We start from the raw sequence: 18,660 nt of genomic DNA on the forward strand, positions 1-18,660 counted from the left end.
CGATCAGAAGTCCATGTCACCGCCCGGCATGCCGCCGCCCGCGGGCGCGGCGGCCTTCTCCGGCTTGTCGGCGATGACGGCCTCGGTGGTGAGGAACAGCGCGGCGATGGAGGCGGCGTTCTGCAGGGCAGAGCGGGTCACCTTCGCCGGGTCGATGATGCCCTCGGCGATCATGTCGACGTACTCACCGGTCGCGGCGTTCAGGCCGTGGCCGACCTGGAGGTTGCGGACCTTCTCCACGACGACGCCGCCCTCGAGACCACCGTTGACGGCGATCTGCTTCAGCGGGGCCTCCAGCGCGAGCTTCACGGCGTTGGCGCCGGTCGCCTCGTCACCGTCGAGCTCCAGCTTCTCGAAGACCTGGGAGGCCTGGAGCAGGGCCACGCCACCACCGGCGACGATGCCCTCCTCGACGGCCGCCTTGGCGTTGCGCACGGCGTCCTCGATGCGGTGCTTGCGCTCCTTGAGCTCCACCTCGGTGGCGGCACCGGCCTTGATGACCGCGACACCGCCGGCGAGCTTCGCCAGGCGCTCCTGGAGCTTCTCGCGGTCGTAGTCCGAGTCGCTGTTCTCGATCTCGGCGCGGATCTGGTTGACGCGGCCCTGGACCTGGTCGGCCGAGCCGGCACCGTCGACGATGGTGGTCTCGTCCTTGGTGATGACGACCTTGCGGGCCTTGCCCAGCAGGTCGAGCGTGGCGTTCTCCAGCTTGAGGCCGACCTCCTCGGAGATCACCTCGCCGCCGGTGAGGATGCCGATGTCCTGCAGCATCGCCTTGCGGCGGTCGCCGAAGCCCGGGGCCTTGACGGCGACGGACTTGAAGGTGCCGCGGATCTTGTTGACGACCAGGGTCGACAGGGCCTCGCCCTCGACGTCCTCGGCGATGATCAGCAGCGGCTTGCCCGACTGCATGACCTTCTCCAGGAGCGGGAGCAGGTCCTTGACGTTGGAGATCTTGGAGTTCGCGATCAGGATGTACGGGTCGTCGAGGACGGCCTCCATACGCTCCATGTCGGTCGCGAAGTACGCCGAGATGTAGCCCTTGTCGAAGCGCATACCCTCGGTGAGCTCCAGCTCCAGACCGAAGGTCTGGGACTCCTCGACGGTGATGACGCCTTCCTTGCCGACCTTGTCCATGGCCTCGGCGATGAGCTCGCCGATCTGGGTGTCGGCGGCGGAGATGGAGGCCGTGGAGGCGATCTGCTCCTTGGTCTCGACGTCCTTCGCCTGCTCCAGCAGGGCGGCGGAGACGGCCTCGACGGCCTTCTCGATACCGCGCTTGAGGGCCATCGGGTTGGCGCCGGCGGCTACGTTGCGCAGGCCCTCCTTGACCAGGGCCTGGGCGAGAACGGTCGCGGTGGTCGTACCGTCACCGGCGACGTCGTCCGTCTTCTTGGCGACTTCCTTGACCAGCTCGGCGCCGATCTTCTCGTACGGGTCCTCGAGCTCGATCTCCTTGGCGATGGAGACACCATCGTTGGTGATCGTGGGCGCGCCCCACTTCTTCTCGAGGACGACGTTGCGGCCCTTGGGGCCGAGCGTCACCTTGACGGCGTCCGCGAGCTGGTTCATGCCGCGCTCGAGGCCGCGCCGCGCCTCCTCGTCGAACGCGATGATCTTGGCCATGTGAAGTGGTCCCTCCAGGACTGGGGGTGATTACTTCGGACCGCGCCCGCGCCCGCGACGGACGGCTCGCTTGCCTTGTGGTTCCTTCCCCACCTGGCCTGCGGGCCTCACCGACCCGGTCCTTACGTTGTCACTCTCACCTTCAGAGTGCTAACGCAATGATTAGCACTCGACCCCCGAGAGTGCAAGGCGCGCTCGCGCAGCGAGTGCTCGTTGAGGGGTGGTGGTCGGGTGACGGGCGGGCGCAAGCGCCCGCCCTGGATCGGGCGGGGTCGTCAGCCGCCCGCGAACACCGTCGGCCAGGCCCTTCGAACACGCGGAAGGGCCCGCACCCCGGGGGGTACGGGCCCTTCTGAGAAGACCGGTCGCTTGAGCGGTGGTCGTGGTGCGCGTTCAGGCAGAGACGCGAACCATGTCGGCCTGCGGTCCCTTCTGGCCCTGCGAGATCTCGAACTCGACCCGCTGGCCCTCTTCAAGGGTGCGGTAGCCGTCCATCTGAATCGCGCTGTAGTGGACGAAAACATCCGCACCACCGTCGACCGCGATGAAGCCGTACCCCTTCTCCGCGTTGAACCACTTGACGGTGCCCTGAGCCATGCCTAACTCCCCTATTACTGGCCCTTGCACAGATCCACACTTCGCGGACCCGGGTCAGACCTCACCCCCCACGGTTGGGGGCGTGCGCCGGAACGCGTCGACCGCGGCTGAATGTATCTGTCCAACTGCCGTCTGCAACAGGTCAATCGGACGAGAATTCTGGACGCGCAGGGTCCGGAATGTGGGGAGAATTCGCCCGAATTCAGGGCAAGTCGGGCTCCATAAAAGGAACAAAAGCCGCGAAAGACGCGCACACTTTGGCTACATCTTGTCGGACTCGCGGCAGGAATTCAGGGTTTCGATCGGGGGATCGGTATCGCGTTCCCCAACTGTACCCCGCTCAACCACACAGAATTGCCCCCTCCGCTTCTCTCACGGAGGGGGCAATTCGATGAACTCTCGGTAATCGTCGTTACCGAAGGTAACAATCGGGCCGGTCGACCGGTTCAGCCACCGGCGACGGCGGGAATGATCGACACGCCGGCACCGTCCGGCGTCGCCGTCTCCAGCCCCTGCTCGAACCGCACGTCGTCGTCGTTCACGTAGACGTTGACGAACCGGCGCAGCTTGCCCTGGTCGTCGAGCACCCGGGCGGCGATCCCGGTGTGGTTCTTCTCCAGATCGGCGATGACCTCACCGAGGTTCGCGCCCTCGGCGGCGACCTCGGCCTGCCCGCCGGTGTAGGTACGCAGGATGGTGGGGATGCGAACGGTGACGCTCATGACTTCAAAACCTCCGGTTGGGTAGCGCGCTCAGGGGCGCGGGGAACTGCGCGACCAACCCCCACGGGCCCGCAGCGAACAACGACGCTCAGAGCAGCCCGGCCTCACGGAACGATTCGAGGTTGGGGCGAATGGTCGCCGTCAGACCCGTGCCCGCCACTGCGTCCAGCGTCTTGAGGCCATCCCCGGTGTTGAGCACCACTGTCGTCTTCGACGGATCCAGCAGCCCGCTCTCGATCAGCTTCTTGGTGACACCCACCGTCACACCACCGGCGGTCTCCGCGAAGATCCCCTCGGTCCTGGCGAGGATCTTGATCGCGTCGACGACCTGCTCGTCGTTCACGTCCTCCACCGCACCGCCGGTCCGCCGCGCGATGTCCAGCACGTACGGCCCGTCCGCCGGGTTGCCGATGGCGAGCGACTTGGCGATGGTGTTCGGCTTCTGCGGCCGCACGACGTCGTGCCCGGCCTTGTAGGCGACGGACACCGGCGAGCAGCCCTCGGCCTGCGCACCGAAGATCTTGTACGGCTTGTCCTCGACAAGACCGAGCTTGATCAGCTCCTGCAGCCCCTTGTCGATCTTCGTGAGCTGCGAGCCGGAGGCGATCGGCACGACGAGCTGGTCCGGCAGCTGCCAGCCGAGCTGCTCGCAGATCTCGTACGCGAGGGTCTTGGAGCCCTCCGCGTAGTACGGCCGGAGGTTGACGTTGACGAAGCCCCAGCCCTCGCCCGCCGGGTCGCCGATCAGCTCGGAGCAGAAGCGGTTCACGTCGTCGTAGTTGCCCTCGATGCCGACGAGCTCGCCGCCGTAGACCGCGGCCATGACGACCTTGCCCTGCTCCAGGTCGTGCGGGATGAACACGCAGGAGCGGAAGCCGGCGCGGGCCGCGGCGGCACCCACCGCACCGGCGAGGTTGCCGGTGGAGGAGCAGGAGAGCGTGGTGAAGCCGAAGGCGCGGGCGGCCTCCAGGGCCTGGGCGACGACGCGGTCCTTGAAGGAGTGCGTCGGGTTGCCGGAGTCGTCCTTGACGAACAGCTTGCCGGCGTCGACGCCCAGCTCGCGCGCGAGGTTGTCGGCCTTGACGAGCTTGGTCCAGCCGGGGTTGATGTTGGGCTTGTCCGCCACGTCGGCCGGGACGGGCAGCAGCGGGGCGTAGCGCCAGATGTTCGCGGGGCCCGCTTCGATCCGCTTGCGGAGTTCCTCGGTGTCGTAGGCCGAGAAGTCGTAGGCGATCTCCAGCGGGCCGAAACACTCCTCGCAGGCGAAGACCGGTCCGAGGGGTACGCGGTGACCGCACTCGCGGCAGCTCAGCGCGGCAGCGGGACCGAGGTCTACGGTGGAGTCAGTGGTGCTTGCAACAGTCTGCACAGCCATGTGAGGCGAGGCCCTTTCTCCTCATCTTCCTCACGACGCATCTCGCCGTGAGACGGATTTGGCACCTTCCCGAGCCGGGAGCCTCGCGCACGAGGTCGACAGTGACCTACGAGTACCGACTGGAGGGTTGCCGGGGCTTCATCGGGCCGTTTCCCTCTGCCCCTCTGGATGAGCTGTATGTGGTTGTAGGCGGCGGGTGACCCCGGACATGCGATGGTCATCCGCCTTGTTCAAGACTGTAACCGACGACCAGGACAGTTGAGATAGTCGTCCGAACCGCGAGATGGATCACACCCCGTCCCGCCGAGAGTACGCAGAGGAGCCGCCACGGTGCTGGAAGAAGTCGAGCGCTGGCTGAGCACCCGTTCCTGGTCAGCGAACGAACGCCCCCTCCACCAGATGCTCGCCGCGAAGCAGCGCACGGGCCAGACGGTCAGCGTCGTGCTGCCCGCCCTCAACGAGGAGGCAACGGTCGGCGACATCGTCGCCGTCATCCGCCATGACCTGATGCGGCAGGTTCCGCTCGTCGACGAACTGGTCGTCGTCGACTCCGGCTCGACCGACCGTACGTCCGAGGTGGCCGCTGCCGCGGGCGCGCGGGTGGTGCACCGGGACGCGATACTCCCGCGCCTGCCCGCCGTGCCCGGCAAGGGCGAGGTGCTGTGGCGCTCGCTGCTCGTCACCCGCGGGGACATCGTCTGTTTCGTCGACGCGGACCTCAGGGACTTCTCGTCCGACTTCGTCTCCGGGATCGTGGGCCCGCTGCTCACGGACCCGGACGTGGAGCTGGTGAAGGCCATGTACGACCGGCCGCTCTCCGGTGCCGCCGGGCAGGGCGGCCGGGTCACCGAGCTGATGGCGCGCCCGCTGCTCAACATGCACTGGCCGCAGCTGGCCGGCTTCGTCCAGCCGCTCGGCGGCGAGTACGCGGCCCGCCGCTCCCTGCTGGAGCAGCTGCCGTTCCCCGTCGGGTACGGCGTGGAGCTGGGGATGCTGGTCGACGCCCTGCACCTGGCGGGCCTGGACGCCCTCGCCCAGGTGGACGTCGGGGTGCGCAAACACCGGCACCAGGACGGGCAGGCGCTGGGCCGGATGGCCGCCGCGATCTACCGCACGGCCCAGCTGCGGCTGGCCCGCGGGCATCTGATCCGGCCGTCCCTGACCCAGTTCGAGCGGGGGGAGGACGGCTTCGAGCCGCGCACCTACTCCGTGGACACCGAGGAGCGTCCGCCGATGGTGGACATCGCCGAGTACCAGGCGCGGAGAGCGGCCTGACCGGGGCCGTTTTCGGCCGGACCCGACAGATCCGCACGTTTGAGCGTTTGGGGGCCGGGCTAGGTTGAGGCTTATGGCTTCAACGTACGGTGCTGCGCAGGTGCTGGTGGCCTCCAACCGGGGTCCGGTCTCCTACACGGTGGGTGAGGACGGTTCGCTGGACGCCAAACGGGGCGGCGGCGGGCTGGTCTCCGGCCTCTCCGCGATCGGCTCGGACGCGGACGCGCTGTGGGTGTGCTCGGCGCTGTCCGACGGCGACCGGGAAGCGGTCCGGCGTGGGGTCGGCGAGGATGGCGTGCGGATGCTGGACATCCCGGCCGACGTGCACGCCGACGCGTACAACGGCATCGCCAACTCGGTCCTGTGGTTCGTGCACCACATGCTCTACCAGACGCCCCTGGAGCCGGTCTTCGACGCGGAGTTCCGACGGCAGTGGGCGTCCTACGAGGCGTACAACCGGGCGTTCGCCGAGGCGCTGGCCGAGGAGGCGGCGCAGGGCGCGGCGGTGGTGGTGCAGGACTACCACCTCACGCTGGTGCCGGGCATGCTGCGCGAGCTGCGGCCCGACCTGCGCATCGGGCACTTCTCGCACACGCCGTGGGCGCCGCCCGAGTACTTCCGGATGCTGCCGGACGACGTGGCCGGGCAGGTGCTGCGCGGCATGCTCGGCGCGGACCGCCTCGGCTTCCTCACCGAGCGCTGGGCGGAGGCGTTCACCGCGTGCGCCGAGCGGTTCGCAGGCGGGCTCGGCGGCACCCGGGTCGGGGTGCACGGCCTGGGCGCCGACGCCGACTTCCTGCGCAAGCGGGCGCACGAGCCGGACGTCGAGGAGCGGATGGCAGCGCTGCGGCAGGAGATCGGCGAGGGCCGCCGCACCATCGTGCGGGTCGACCGCACCGAGCTGTCGAAGAACATCGTGCGCGGCCTGCTGGCCTACCGCCGGCTGCTGGAGACCCACGCCGAGTGGCGCGAGCAGGTGGTGCACGTCGCCTTCGCCTACCCCTCGCGGCAGGACCTCGCGGTGTACCGGGACTACACGGCCGAGGTGCAGCGGGTCGCCGACGAGATCAACGCCGCGTACGGCACGCCGGGCTGGACGCCGGTCGTGCTGCACGTCAAGGACGACTTCGCCCGCTCGCTGGCCGCGTACCGGCTGGCCGACGTGGCCCTGGTCAACCCCATCCGCGACGGCATGAACCTCGTCGCCAAGGAGGTCCCGGTCGTCTCCGACGCGGGCTGCGCGCTCGTCCTGTCGCGGGAGGCCGGGGCGCACGAGGAGCTGGGCGAGGACGCGATCACGGTGAACCCCTACGACGTGACGGGCACGGCCGCGGCCCTGCACGAGGCGCTGTCGATGCGCCCGGAGGAACGCGCCGAGCGCAGCAAGCGCCTGGCAGCGGCGGCGACGGCACTGCCGCCGGCGCAGTGGTTCGTGGACCAGCTCGACGCGTTGAGGGGCTGAACGGCGATGACCGCGAACGCGTTGCCCGCGCCTGTCACGAAGGCCGGGCAGGAGGGGCTCGCCGCCCTGCTCGCCGACCCCGGCAAGGCGCTTGTCGCCCTGGACTTCGACGGAACGCTCGCGCCGATCGTCGCCGACCCGGAGCTGGCCCGGGCCCACCCGGAGGCGCTGGGCGCCCTGGTGGCGCTCGCCCCGAAGGTCGCCGCCGTCGCGGTGATCACCGGCCGGCCGGCCGAGGTCGCCGTACGCAACGGCGGCTTCGCGGGCGTGCCGGGTCTGGAGCACCTCGTCGTCCTCGGGCACTACGGCGCCGAGCGGTGGGACGCCCGCAGCGGCGAGGTCACCGCCCCCGACCCGCACCCGGGCGTCGACGCCGTGCGCGCCGAGCTGCCCGGGCTGCTCGAAGGGAGCGGGACCTGGGTCGAGGACAAGGGCCGGGCGGTGGCCGTGCACACCCGCCGGGCCGCCGACCCGCAGGCCGCCTTCGAGGCCCTGCGCGAGCCGCTCACCGGCCTGGCGACCCGGCACGGCCTGATCGTCGAGCCCGGCCGCATGGTCCTCGAACTGCGCCCGCCCGGCATGGACAAGGGCGTCGCCCTGACCGGCTTCGCCCGGGAGATCGGCGCCGGATCCGTCCTCTACGGCGGCGACGACCTGGGCGACCTGCCCGCGTACTCCGCCGTCGACACCCTCCGCATGTCCGGCACCCCGGGCCTGCTGGTGTGCAGCGGCAGCGACGAGGTGAGCGAGCTCAGCGAACGGGCGGACGTGGTGGTGGACGGCCCGGAGGGTGTCGTACGGCTGCTGGCCGCGCTGGCGAACCGGATCGGCTGAAGGGCAACGTCCCTCAGGGGCGCGGGGCAGCATCGATATGCGGCTCCGCCGCGGGGCGCGAGCAACCACAACGGGCCCGCGGCCCGCGACGGCCGGGAATCCCCACTCACCGCTCGGACCGACGCCGCTCCCGAACACGCCGCAACCGATTCACCGTCACCGGATCATGCTGCAACGCCCGTGCATCATCCAGCAGCGCGTTGAGGAGCTGGTAGTAGCGCACAGGAGCGAGCCCCAGCTCCTCCCGTATGGCCCGCTCCTTCACGCCGGGCCCGGAGAAGCCCCGGCGTTCGAGCGCGAGAATGTCCCGCTCCCGGCGCCCGAGCCCCTGCTCACCCGTGTCCTCGTCCATACCCGGCACCGTAACGCCCCCCACCGACAGCCCAGCGGAGCTACTCCGCGCTCTCCGCCCGGCCCGCCGCCGCCTGGAGGTGGCCGAGGACGCCCGAAGGGCTGCCGCCGGGCGCGACGGCCTTGCCGATCTGCTGCTTGACCCGGGCGCTGACGTCGGCCCAGGAGGTCTTGCCGACCGGGTACAGCTCGGAGGTCAGCAGCTCCTCCAGGAACGGCCTGAGGTGCCGGTCCTCGTCGGAGGCGGCCATGGTGGTGGACGCGGAGGAGGTGACCGGCAACAGGTCGTACTCGCGGGAGAAGGCCAGCACGTTCTTCTCGCTGTAGACGAAGTCGAGGAAGTCGCCCACCTGGTCGCGGTGGCCGTTCTCGCGGAAGGCCGTCATCCAGTCGGCCACACCGAGCGTGGACTTGCTCGGGCCTCCCTTGCCCGGCATGGGCACCATGCCGTACTTCACGCCCTTGCTCTCGGCGATCTTCATCAGCGAGGGGTGGCCGTTGAGCATGCCGACCTGGCCCTTGGCGAAGGCGGCGAACGCGGCGGCCCGGTTCAGCTCGCCCGGCGCGACCGGCCCGGTCAGGTCCTTGCCGACCAGGTCGTTCTTCAGCCACGAGAAGGTGTCGATGTTCTCCGGGGAGTCGATGCCGTAGCTGTCGACGCTGTCGGTGTAGCCGCCCCCGCCGCTGAGCATCCACTGCATCGTCTCGGCCTGCGCCTCCTCCGGGCCGAGCGGCAGCGCGTACGGATACGTCACGCCCTCGGCCTTGAGCGCCTCGGCGTTCTCGGCCAGGTCGTCCCAGGACTCGGGCGCTGTGATGCCGGCCTTGGCGAAGAGGGTCTTGTTGTAGAAGAGGACGCGCGTGGAGGCGGCGAACGGCATCCCGTACTGCACGCCCTTCACCTGGCCCGCGGAGGCCAGCTGCCCGACAAAGTCGGCCTGCACGGGTATGGAGAGCAGTTCGTCGGCCTTGTAGAGCTGGTTCTTGGCCGCGTAGTCGGCGTAGGCGCCGATCTGCGCCATGTCCGGCGGGTCACCGGCGGCGACCATCTCCCTGACCTCGCGGTCGACGTCGTTCCAGGAGTAGACGCTGACGTCGATCGTGACACCGGGGTGGTCGGCCTCGTACTCCTCGGCGAGCTTGTCCCAGTACTTCTTCGAGCTGTTGGCCGCGCTGTCGCCGTAGTCGGCGGCGACCAGCTTGAGCGTCACGTCCCCCGAGCCGCCCGTCATGCCGCAGCCGCCGAGCACCGCCGTCATGCCCAGTGCGGACACCGCCGCGATCGTTCCTGCCATTCGCCGCCGCTGCACCGCTGTTCTTCCCCAACCCTGGCGTCGCCGCCTCTGAAACTTTTCGATATTCGGAATAAGGTCTACACCACGTGAGTGGACTAGACCTCTTGCGGGTCACCGGGTCACACTGTTTCCGTGAGACATGTCATCGCCCTCGACGTGGGCGGCACCGGAATGAAGGCCGCCCTGGCCGGGCCCGGGGGCGAGGTGCTGCACCGGGCCCGCCGGGCCACCGGACGCGCCCAGGGGCCGGACGCCGTCGTCGCGGGCATCCTCGACTTCGCCGCCGAGCTGCACGCCTACGGCGCCGAGCACTTCGGCACGCCCGCGTCCGCCGCCGGTGTGGCCGTCCCCGGCATCGTCGACGAGACGGACGGCGTCGCCGTCTACGCCGCCAACCTCGGCTGGCGCGACGTCCCGCTGCGCGCCCTGCTGTCCGAGCGGCTCGGCGTTCCGGTCGCCCTCGGCCACGACGTGCGCACCGGCGGCCTCGCCGAGGGCCGGGTCGGCGCCGGCCGGGGCGCGGACCGGTTCCTGTTCGTGGCCCTGGGCACCGGCATCGCGGGCGCCATCGGCGTCGACGGCCGGGTGGAGGCGGGCGCGCACGGCTTCGCGGGCGAGATCGGCCACATCGTCGTACGCCCCGGCGGGTCCCCCTGTCCGTGCGGGCAGCACGGCTGCCTGGAGCGCTTCGCCTCGGCGGCGGCCGTGAGCGAGGCCTGGGCCGCGGCCTCCGGCGACCCGGACGCGGACGCGGCGGACTGCGCGAAGGCGGTGGACTCCGGCGACCCGAAGGCCCGGGCGGTCTGGCAGCAGGCGGTCGACGCCCTCGCCGACGGCCTGGTCACCGCTCTGACGTTGCTGGACCCCCGCACTCTGATCATCGGCGGCGGCTTGGCGGAGGCGGGGGAAACCCTGTTCACGCCGCTCAGGCAAGCGATCCACGGCCGCCTCACCTTCCAGAAACAGCCGACACTCGTCCCGGCGGCGCTGGGGGACAGCGCCGGTTGCCTGGGGGCGGGCCTGCTGGCCTGGGACCTTCTGGCATCGACCGACCGTATGGAGGTAACGCCCTGATGACGGATGCCCCAGGGGCGCGGGGAACTGCGCGACCAGCCACGACGCACCCGCACTCCGCCACATCGGGGACCCCCACTGTGCTCACCGGCGCGACAGTGGTCCTCCCGACCGGAACCGTCGAAAACGGCCAGGTAGCCATCGACGGCACCCGCATCGCCCGGGCCGCCCCGGAAAACGCCCAGGTCATCGACGTAACAGACCACTACGTGATCCCCGGCTTCGTCGACCTGCACAACCACGGCGGCGGCGGAGCCTCCTTCACCTCCGGCTCGGTCGACGACATCCTCAAGGGCATCCACACCCACCGCCTGCACGGCACGACCACCCTGGTCGCCTCCACCGTCACCGGCGACATGGACTCCCTCACCCACCGCGCCGGCCTGCTGAGCGAACTCGCCGAGCAGGGCGAGATCGCCGGCGTCCACTTCGAGGGCCCGTTCATCTCCCCCTGCCGCAAGGGAGCCCACTCCGAGGCCCTCCTGCGCGACCCCCACCCCGCGGAGGTCCGCAAGCTGATCGACGCGGCCCGGGGCCGGGCGAAGATGCTCACGCTGGCCGCCGAGCTCCCCGGCGGCCTCGACTCCGTACGCCTCCTCGCCGACCACGGCGTGATCGCGGCGATCGGCCACACGGACGCCACGTACGAGCAGACGGTCGAGGCCATCGACGCGGGCGCCACGGTCGCCACCCACCTCTTCAACGCGATGCCCCCGCTCGGCCACCGCTCCCCCGGCCCGATCGCGGCTCTCCTGGAGGACGACCGGGTCACCGTCGAGCTGATCAACGATGGCACGCACCTGCACCCCGCCGCGCTGCAACTGGCGTTCCACCACGCGGGAGCGGACCGGGTCGCGTTCATCACGGACGCGATGGACGCGGCCGGTTTCGGCGACGGACGCTACTGGCTGGGTCCGCTGGAGGTGGAGGTCGCGGACGGCGTGGCCCGGCTGGTGGAGGACGGCACGATCGCCGGCTCGACCCTCACGCTGGACCGCGCCTTCAAGCGGGCGGTCACGGTCGACGGCCTGTCCGTCGAGGACGCGGTGACGGCCCTGTCCGCCACCCCGGCCCGGCTGCTCGGCATGGCCGGCACGATCGGTTCACTGGAGCCCGGGAAGGACGCGGACCTGCTGATCCTGGACTCCGCGTACGAGCTGAAGGGCGTGATGCGCCGGGGTGAATGGGTGGTCGGTCCCCAACTGGGCTGATCCATCCCCCAGTCGAGAGACGGTGGCCGACTCCAGGACTGGGCCGACCGCCGTCTCTTTGGCATGATCGGGCTACCTGCACGTTCACGTCGGCAAGCACATCGGGGGAGGTCGGCCCAGGTGATCCTCACGGTCACGCTGAACACCGCTCTCGACATCACCTACCGCGTACGGTCCCTCAGGCCGCACGCCTCGCATCGCGTCTCCGAGGTGACGGAACGCCCGGGCGGCAAGGGCGTCAACGTGGCCCGGGTGCTCGCGGCCCTCGGGCACGAGGTGACGGTGACGGGGTTCACGGGCGGGGCGACGGGCCGGGTGGTGCAGGAGAAGCTCGCGGCGGTACCGGGCGTGGTGGACGCGCTGGTCCCGCTCTCGGGCGCGACCCGCCGCACGGTCGCCGTGGTCGACGAGCGGACCGGCGACACGACGCAGCTGAACGAACCGGGCCCGACGGTCACACCCACGGAGTGGTCCGCCTTCCAGGAGGCGTACGAGGACCTGCTTCCCTCCGCCTCAGCGGTGGCCCTGTGCGGCAGCCTGCCGCCGGGCGTCCCGGTGGGCGCGTACGCGGGCCTGATCCGCACGGCCCGCTCCTTCGGCCTCCCGGTCCTCCTCGACACCAGCGGCGAACCCCTGCGCCGGGGCGTCGCGGCCCGCCCCGACATCATCAAGCCGAACGCCGACGAACTGGCGGAGCTCACCGGCTCCCACGACCCCCTGCGAGCCACCCAGGACGCCCGCCGCCGGGGCGCGGGCGCGGTGGTCGCGTCCCTCGGCCCCGAGGGCCTCCTCGCCGCCACCCGAGAGGGCCGCTGGCGAGCCACCCCGCCGACGCCGACCCGAGGCAACCCGACGGGCGCGGGCGACGCGGTGGTGGCGGGCCTGCTGTCGGGCTTGGTGGAACACCTCCCCTGGCCGGCCCGCCTGACCCGGGCCATAGCCCTGTCGACGGCGACGGTGCTGGCACCGGTGGCGGGGGAGTTCGACCGGGGGGTGTACGAGGAGCTGCTGGGACAGGTGTCAGTGACCAGCACGCCGTCGGCAGCGTAGGAGCTGTACGTTCTCGCCGAGTATGCCTGCCAGGCTGTTTGGCCGAAAAGCGCCCCTCCCCCTTATCTCGATGATTGGGTGATCATTTGTTCGGTGCATGACCGGCACCGAAAGATGTAAGGGGACTTCGTATGAGCATGCTCAAGAAAAGCCTGATGACCGGGGCTGTCGTCGGTGCACTGCTGTCCGGTGCTTTCGCCACACCGGCTGCGGCGGCCGATCCCAAGACCTGCCCGCAAGGGAAGGTCTGCGGATGGTCGGGGAAAAATAGGACTGGGACCAGGACCGTCCTGTCTGTCACGCCTGGCTGCCAGCCCTTCAAGACTGCGCGGTCCGTCTCGAACCAGACGTCCTATCGCATCGAATTCTGGCACATCACCCCAGGCACCGGATGCGGAGTCGGCAGCAAGCTGGTCACTCTGAAGCCACACACCTACTCGGACGACACCCGTGGCACCGTTACCGGCATTGCGATCTACGGAGGTTAGTGCCGCGCAGCCGGAGCCTCACGAGGACGGTCCGCCGATGTACCGGCGGGCCGTTCCGCTGTCAGAGCCCTACTGCACCCAGAGCTGGTCGAGGACTGCGTCACACTGATTGCCCTCGTTGCACTCGAGCTCGATCGTGTTGGTGCCCTTGGTCAGGGTGACCGGAGCCCAAGAGGTCTGCCAGCCCTTCTCCCAGTCGCCCTTCGGTGAATTGATGAAGTTCTTCAGCCCCATGGGCTGGGTGTTCGCCTTGCCGTTCACCAGCAGCGTCGCATTGGCGTCGACTCCAGGAACGCTGTAGCGGGCGTAGAGCCGGTAGTCGCCGGCCTCCTCGATGCCGTTGACCGTCCAAGTCACCTTGGCTCCGACATGGTTGAAGCCCGTCACATAGACGCCGCCGTCGGCCTTCGCGCCCTTGAACTCGGACGCCGTCGTCATGCCGGGGCTGAGCCGCAGGGCCTTCGCGTCGGTCTTCGGGAGATCCTGCTTGGCCGCTCCGCCCTTGCTCGCCGACGGGCTCGGCTTCGACTCCTCGGACTGGGTCGGGGTCGTGCCCGGCTTGTCGGACGCGTCGTCCTTGTCCTTGTCGCCGCCCAGCATGGCCACGCCGATGCCGATGACGACCGCGGCGACCACCGCGATCGCGCCGATCAGCAGACCCTTGGTATTGGGGCCGCGGCCACCCCGGCCGCCGCCGCCCGCCGGGGTCGCGTGATGCGCGGTCTGCGCACCGCCCGGCAGCGTCTCCGGCGCCGCATAGTGCGCGTTCGGCTGGCTGTAAGAAGCCTGCTGCGGGACCTGGCCGTACGGCGCGGTCTGGGCGCTCTGCGGCTGCTGGCCGTACTGGCGCGTGCCGACCGCGCGCACCCGGTTGACCGAGTTCGGGTAGCCGTAGCCGCCGCCGGACGGCGGCTGGGCCCCGTTGGCCTGCCCGTCGGCGTAAAGATAGCCGAACGGGTCGTCGTCCTCGGGCGTGCTCGCGCCGTTGTTGCCGGGCGTCATCCCTTGGTCTCCTCAGTCAGGTGCGGTGCATGCGGTACACGGGTGAGTAAGCGAGCCTACCCGCTCCCAGAGACCCAAACGGGTGACTCAGACCGCATCAACTCGCTGACCAGGGCTTCACCCGGCGCGTCTGTGTTGTTTGGGACGAGATCGTTTCTCGACGTACATCCGCTCGTCAGCGGATTTCAACACTTCGTCCGCCGTCATTCCACAGTGTGCCCATCCGATGCCGAAGCTGGCGCCCACCCGGACGGCCCGCCCCTCGGCACGGATGGGCTGGATGATCTCGTTGCGGAGCCGGACCGCGAGGTCCTGCGCGTCGGCGCGGCCGAGCCCGTCGGCCAGGATGACGAATTCGTCACCCCCGAGCCGGGCGACCGTGTCCCCGTCGCGCACCCCGTTGCTCAGCCGCCGGGCGACCTCGATGAGAACCGCGTCACCCGCGTTGTGCCCGAACCGGTCGTTGATCGACTTGAACCCGTCGAGGTCGCAGAAGAGCACCGCGAGCCCCTTGGTGCCGTCGTCGTGGTCCCCGTCCGGGGCGACGGTGTGCACGTGGTGGTCGTAGGCGTCGTACGGCTCGGCGCCCTGCCGGAAGTCGAAGCCGGGCCCGACCACGTCGAAGGCCGGATGGCCGTAGGCCGCGTCGACGGACTCCACGGCGGTGTGCGGGGATGACGCGCGTTGACAGAGCCGGGCGGACAGCCGGGAGCGCAGCTCCGCGGAGTTCGGCAGGCCGGTGAGCGAGTCGTGCGAGGCGCGGTGGGCGAGCTGGAGCTCGCGGCGCTTGCGCTCCTCGATGTCCTCGACGTGGGTGAGGAGGAAGCGGGGCCCGTCGGCGGCGTCCGCGACCACGCTGTTGCGCAGGCTGACCCAGACGTACGTGCCGTCACGGCGGCCGAGGCGGAGCTCCGCGCGCCCGCCCTCCGCCGAGGTGCGCAGCAGGGTGCCTATGTCCTCGGGGTGGACGAGGTCGGAGAACGAGTAGCGGCGCATCGCGGAGGCGGGGCGGCCCAGCAGCCGGCACAGCGCGTCGTTGGTGCGCAGGATCCGGCCGTGCTGGTCGCCGCCCATCTCGGCGATGGCCATGCCGGAGGGTGCGTACTCGAAGGCCTGCCTGAAGCTTTCCTCGCTCGCCCGCAGGGCCTGCTGCTCGCGCTCCAGCCGGACCAGGGCGCGCTGCATGTTGGCGCGCAGCCGGGCGTTGCTGATGGCGATGGCGGCCTGGAAGGCGTACATCTGGAGCGCCTCGCGGCCCCAGGCGCCGGGCCGGCGGCCGTTGCGCGGCCGGTCCACGGAGAGCACGCCGATCAGCTCGCCGCACGTACCGCTGCCCTTCGGGGCGGGCGCGTACATGGGGGCGAAGAGGCGGTCGGCCGGGTGCCACTCGTCCTCGAAGCGGGGGGCGGGGCCGTCGGTGTACCACTGCGGGACGTCGTCGTCGTCGAGGACCCAGGCCGTCCGGCCGTACGAGGTTCACGCACGCCAGCTCGTACCCGAGGGCCGCCACGACGCCCTCCGCGACGGTCTGCAGTGTGTCCGCCAGGCTGCGGGCCGTGTTCATGTCGGCCATGACCTGGTGCAGTTGTCGCAGGGACGCAAGACGGACGTAGGGTTCCGACTCGGTCTCCATGCTCGCCCTCCCCCCGAGTACTCGCAGCGATTCAAGGGTCTCGTCGGCGTATCGTCCTGGCAGCTTCCCAGCCACTGAATCACAGCGCGCTGCTCACTCGGTACACAGGGTCAACAATTCCTGCCCCTTGTGACTCAAGTCACAGGCAAACCTGAACAATTGAGTGGAGTTTCTGCGTTCTTCACGTGCGGCTACCGATCGCAAACTTTGTCAGGTTGCGCACATGTTTTTCCTTCGGCCCTCCCGGAGGGCCGCGCGGGTCCGTCGGGAGTCCTAGGACCGTGATCGGGCGGGAGTCCGATGCGGGGCGCACGGGGCGGAGATTAGCGTTTCCGGCGTGCCGAACACTCCCGCCGCCACGTCCGCGATCATTCCGTCGCCCGCCTCCGGGCATGCTGAGGGGGTGAGCAACGACGAGTTCCGCGCCGCCATGTCCCGGCTGGCCTCGGGTGTGGTCCTGGTGACCGCGCAGGAGCCCTCGCTCGACCCGGACGACCCCTCGGCGCCGGATGTCGAGGACGTGGGCATGACGGCCACGGCCTTCATGTCGGTGTCCCTGGACCCGCCCCTGGTGCTGGTGAGCCTGCGCAACGGCTCCCGCATGGACGAACTGCTGGAGGAGCAGGAGCTGTGGGCGGTCTCGGTCCTCTCCGAGAGCCAGCGGCACATCGCGGGCCGTTTCGCGATGAAGGGCCGGCTCAGCGACCGGCTGCTGTTCGCCGACATCCCGTACACCCGCGGCGAGTACACCGACGCCCCGCTGGTCGGCGGCGCCCTGGCCGTCCTGGAGTGCCGCACCGAGCAGCGCGTCCCGGCGGGCGACCACACGCTGGTCATCGGCCGGGTTCTGACGGCCCGGGTGCCGAGCGCGGAGGGCGGACCGCTGGCCTACTTCCGGGGCCGGTACCGGCAGTTGGGCTGAGGAAACCCGCTGGCCCGGGCGCGTACGGCCCGCCTAGGGTGCGCGCAGGACCACGACCGGCACGCACCTCGCGGAGATCACGCCCGGAAACCTGGACGCCGCCCTCGGCATCCGCGTCCGCCCCGAACAGGAGTTCGCGGTCGCCCCGGTCGTGAAGTCGCTCGCCGAGGCCTACGTCCATCCCGGCATCGCCTGGCCCCGCCTGATCCTCGACGGCGACCGCCCGGTCGGCTTCCTGATGGCCTGCCTCGGCATCGACTGGTACGGGGACGGCAGCGAGATCCGTTCGGGCCTGTGGCGGCTGAACATCGCGGCCGGTGAGCAGGGCAGGGGGTACGGCCGGTTCGCCGTCGAGTCGGTGGCCGAGGAACTGCGCCGACGCGGCACCGAGAAGTTCTACGTGACCTGGCACCCGGGCCCGGCCGGCCCCGAGGGCTTCTACCTGGGCCTCGGCTTCCGCCCGGACGGCGAGAACAGCGGCGGACAGACGGTCGGGGTCCTGGACCTGGCCCAAGGGCTCTCCGGCTAGCCCCAGTCCCGCGCGGAGCGCCCCCGCTTCGTCTCCGAGCGCTGCTTCTTCTCCCGCAGCCGACGTTCGTTGATGCCCCGGGGGATGCGGGTGGGCTTGCGGGGCCGGGGCGGGGGTGCGGTGGCCTCGGCCAGGAGCGCGGTGAGGCGGACGGCCGCGGCCTCGCGGTTGCGCCACTGGGAGCGGTGCTCGGAGGACCGTACGGTGACGACCCCGTCGACCAGGCGCCCGGCCAGCCGCTCCAGGGCCCGCTCCTTCCACACCGCCGGCAGCGCCTCGGTCTTCGCGAGGTCGAAACTCAGCTCGACCTTGGAGTCGCTGGTGTTGACGTGCTGCCCGCCCGGTCCGGACGACCGCGAGAAACGCCACATGAGCTCGGCCTCGGGCAGGGAGACGGAGCCGCGGATGACGTGGGGACCAGACATGCCCCCCATGTTCCCGCTCCTGTCCCGTCCACGTCACCCGAATAATCGCGGGTAAAGAAAGTAAAGGAGCTGGAACCTCGCGTACCCCTCTCCACGTTCATGGGGGTAGCTGTAGCTTCGGTGCCGCAGCTTCTTTGCCGCACGTAAACGAGGGAAGGGACTCCCAACAATGGCTGTAAGCCTGTCCAAGGGTGGCAACGTCTCGCTCACCAAGGAGGCTCCGGGCCTGACCGACGTCACCGTGGGCCTCGGCTGGGACGTCCGCACCACCACCGGCACGGACTTCGACCTCGACGCCTCCGCGATCGCGGTCAACACGCAGGGCAAGGTCTACTCGGACGCCCACTTCGTCTTCTTCAACAACAAGCAGACGCCGGACAACACGATCGTCCACACCGGCGACAACCGCACGGGCGAGGGCGCCGGCGACGACGAGGCGATCAACGTCAACCTCGCCGCCCTCCCGGCCGACATCGACAAGATCGTCTTCCCGGTCTCGATCTACGACGCGGAGAACCGCTCGCAGAACTTCGGCCAGGTCCGCAACGCCTACATCCGCATCGTCAACCAGGCCGGCGGCGCGGAGATCGCCCGCTACGACCTGTCGGAGGACGCGGCCACGGAGACGGCCATGGTCTTCGGCGAGCTCTACCGCAACGGCGCGGAGTGGAAGTTCCGCGCGGTCGGCCAGGGCTACGCCTCGGGCCTGGTCGGCATCGCCCAGGACTTCGGCGTGAACGTCTGACGAACGCCTGAGCGTTTCGCAGGGAGCCCCCGGGTCGACGACCG

18 protein-coding genes, 1 pseudogene and 1 riboswitch are annotated in these 18,660 nt (G+C 70.2%); of the genes and pseudogenes, 10 read left to right on the forward strand and 9 right to left on the reverse strand.

The window, feature by feature from the left end; all coding sequences use genetic code 11:
- Positions 1–3: 3 nt before the first annotated feature.
- From groL to thrC, 4 genes are all read right to left on the reverse strand, one after another.
- Positions 4–1,626, reverse strand: a complete 1,623-nt coding sequence (gene groL, locus OO68_RS29650; protein ID WP_033312255.1) for a chaperonin GroEL — start codon at positions 1,624–1,626, stop codon at positions 4–6.
- Between the two features lie 393 nt (positions 1,627–2,019).
- Positions 2,020–2,223 (reverse strand): cold-shock protein, encoded by a 204-nt coding sequence (locus OO68_RS29655; protein ID WP_010035953.1) that lies wholly within the window; start codon positions 2,221–2,223, stop codon positions 2,020–2,022.
- 446 nt (positions 2,224–2,669) lie between these two features.
- Positions 2,670–2,945 carry a MoaD/ThiS family protein gene (locus OO68_RS29660; protein WP_003991133.1) on the reverse strand — a complete coding sequence of 92 codons (276 nt, stop codon included), beginning with the start codon at positions 2,943–2,945 and terminating at the stop codon, positions 2,670–2,672.
- Between the two features lie 88 nt (positions 2,946–3,033).
- On the reverse strand, positions 3,034–4,320 hold the full coding sequence (thrC, locus tag OO68_RS29665) for a threonine synthase (RefSeq protein WP_033312256.1): 1,287 nt from the start codon (positions 4,318–4,320) through the stop codon (positions 3,034–3,036).
- Between the two features lie 18 nt (positions 4,321–4,338).
- Positions 4,339–4,495, reverse strand: a riboswitch (SAM riboswitch).
- Between the two features lie 155 nt (positions 4,496–4,650).
- Between thrC and OO68_RS29670 the strand changes: the two genes are divergently transcribed.
- The 3 genes from OO68_RS29670 to otsB all read left to right on the forward strand — a co-directional run bounded on the left by OO68_RS29670 (position 4,651) and on the right by otsB (position 7,891).
- On the forward strand, positions 4,651–5,595 hold the full coding sequence (locus OO68_RS29670; protein ID WP_033312257.1) for a glucosyl-3-phosphoglycerate synthase: 945 nt from the start codon (positions 4,651–4,653) through the stop codon (positions 5,593–5,595).
- 73 nt (positions 5,596–5,668) lie between these two features.
- A complete protein-coding gene (locus OO68_RS29675) occupies positions 5,669–7,057 on the forward strand; it encodes an alpha,alpha-trehalose-phosphate synthase (UDP-forming) (protein WP_106974453.1) in 1,389 nt (462 codons plus the stop codon).
- Between the two features lie 6 nt (positions 7,058–7,063).
- Positions 7,064–7,891 carry a trehalose-phosphatase gene (gene otsB / locus OO68_RS29680; protein ID WP_033312259.1) on the forward strand — a complete coding sequence of 276 codons (828 nt, stop codon included), beginning with the start codon at positions 7,064–7,066 and terminating at the stop codon, positions 7,889–7,891.
- Between the two features lie 106 nt (positions 7,892–7,997).
- Here the strand turns inward: otsB and OO68_RS29685 are convergent, their stop codons facing one another.
- Positions 7,998–8,243 (reverse strand): DUF3263 domain-containing protein, encoded by a 246-nt coding sequence (locus tag OO68_RS29685; protein WP_033312260.1) that lies wholly within the window; start codon positions 8,241–8,243, stop codon positions 7,998–8,000.
- 40 nt (positions 8,244–8,283) lie between these two features.
- On the reverse strand, positions 8,284–9,537 hold the full coding sequence (locus OO68_RS29690; protein WP_033312261.1) for an ABC transporter substrate-binding protein: 1,254 nt from the start codon (positions 9,535–9,537) through the stop codon (positions 8,284–8,286).
- A 132-nt stretch (positions 9,538–9,669) separates the two neighbouring features.
- Between OO68_RS29690 and OO68_RS29695 the strand changes: the two genes are divergently transcribed.
- The 4 genes from OO68_RS29695 to OO68_RS44465 all read left to right on the forward strand — a co-directional run bounded on the left by OO68_RS29695 (position 9,670) and on the right by OO68_RS44465 (position 13,360).
- Positions 9,670–10,611 carry an ROK family protein gene (locus tag OO68_RS29695; RefSeq protein WP_051814851.1) on the forward strand — a complete coding sequence of 314 codons (942 nt, stop codon included), beginning with the start codon at positions 9,670–9,672 and terminating at the stop codon, positions 10,609–10,611.
- Positions 10,612–10,691: 80 nt separating this feature from the next.
- Positions 10,692–11,822 (forward strand): N-acetylglucosamine-6-phosphate deacetylase, encoded by a 1,131-nt coding sequence (nagA, locus tag OO68_RS29700; RefSeq protein WP_033312263.1) that lies wholly within the window; start codon positions 10,692–10,694, stop codon positions 11,820–11,822.
- A 120-nt stretch (positions 11,823–11,942) separates the two neighbouring features.
- Complete coding sequence (locus OO68_RS29705; protein ID WP_033312264.1) at positions 11,943–12,872, forward strand: 1-phosphofructokinase family hexose kinase; 930 nt, start codon at positions 11,943–11,945, stop codon at positions 12,870–12,872.
- Between the two features lie 131 nt (positions 12,873–13,003).
- Positions 13,004–13,360 (forward strand): peptidase inhibitor family I36 protein, encoded by a 357-nt coding sequence (locus OO68_RS44465; RefSeq protein WP_078625515.1) that lies wholly within the window; start codon positions 13,004–13,006, stop codon positions 13,358–13,360.
- 69 nt (positions 13,361–13,429) lie between these two features.
- On the opposite strand, the gene OO68_RS29710 is transcribed toward OO68_RS44465, so the two are convergent.
- Both OO68_RS29710 and cdgB read right to left on the reverse strand, forming a co-directional pair.
- Positions 13,430–14,362: a CBM35 domain-containing protein gene (locus tag OO68_RS29710; protein ID WP_033312265.1), complete on the reverse strand. Its 933-nt coding sequence runs from the start codon at positions 14,360–14,362 to the stop codon at positions 13,430–13,432.
- Positions 14,363–14,479: 117 nt separating this feature from the next.
- A pseudogene (gene cdgB, locus OO68_RS42500) lies at positions 14,480–15,995 on the reverse strand (diguanylate cyclase CdgB).
- Between the two features lie 337 nt (positions 15,996–16,332).
- Here cdgB and OO68_RS29720 point away from each other — a divergent pair.
- Positions 16,333–16,917, forward strand: coding sequence for a flavin reductase family protein (locus OO68_RS29720; RefSeq protein ID WP_078625516.1), 585 nt, complete (start codon positions 16,333–16,335; stop codon positions 16,915–16,917).
- A gap of 76 nt (positions 16,918–16,993) precedes the next feature.
- Positions 16,994–17,446, forward strand: a complete 453-nt coding sequence (locus tag OO68_RS29725) for a GNAT family N-acetyltransferase (RefSeq protein WP_033312267.1) — start codon at positions 16,994–16,996, stop codon at positions 17,444–17,446.
- On the opposite strand, the gene arfB is transcribed toward OO68_RS29725, so the two are convergent.
- Entirely contained in the window at positions 17,443–17,880 is a 438-nt protein-coding gene (arfB, locus tag OO68_RS29730; protein ID WP_033312268.1) for an alternative ribosome rescue aminoacyl-tRNA hydrolase ArfB, read from the reverse strand. The two genes, OO68_RS29725 and arfB, sit on opposite strands and share 4 nt — an antisense overlap.
- Before the next feature lie 160 nt (positions 17,881–18,040).
- On the opposite strand from arfB, the gene OO68_RS29735 reads away from it, so the two are divergent.
- Complete coding sequence (locus tag OO68_RS29735; protein ID WP_033312269.1) at positions 18,041–18,616, forward strand: TerD family protein; 576 nt, start codon at positions 18,041–18,043, stop codon at positions 18,614–18,616.
- Positions 18,617–18,660: the final 44 nt, after the last annotated feature.

The organism is Streptomyces iakyrus (genome assembly GCF_000717055.1).
Lineage (GTDB): Bacteria > Actinomycetota > Actinomycetes > Streptomycetales > Streptomycetaceae > Streptomyces > Streptomyces iakyrus.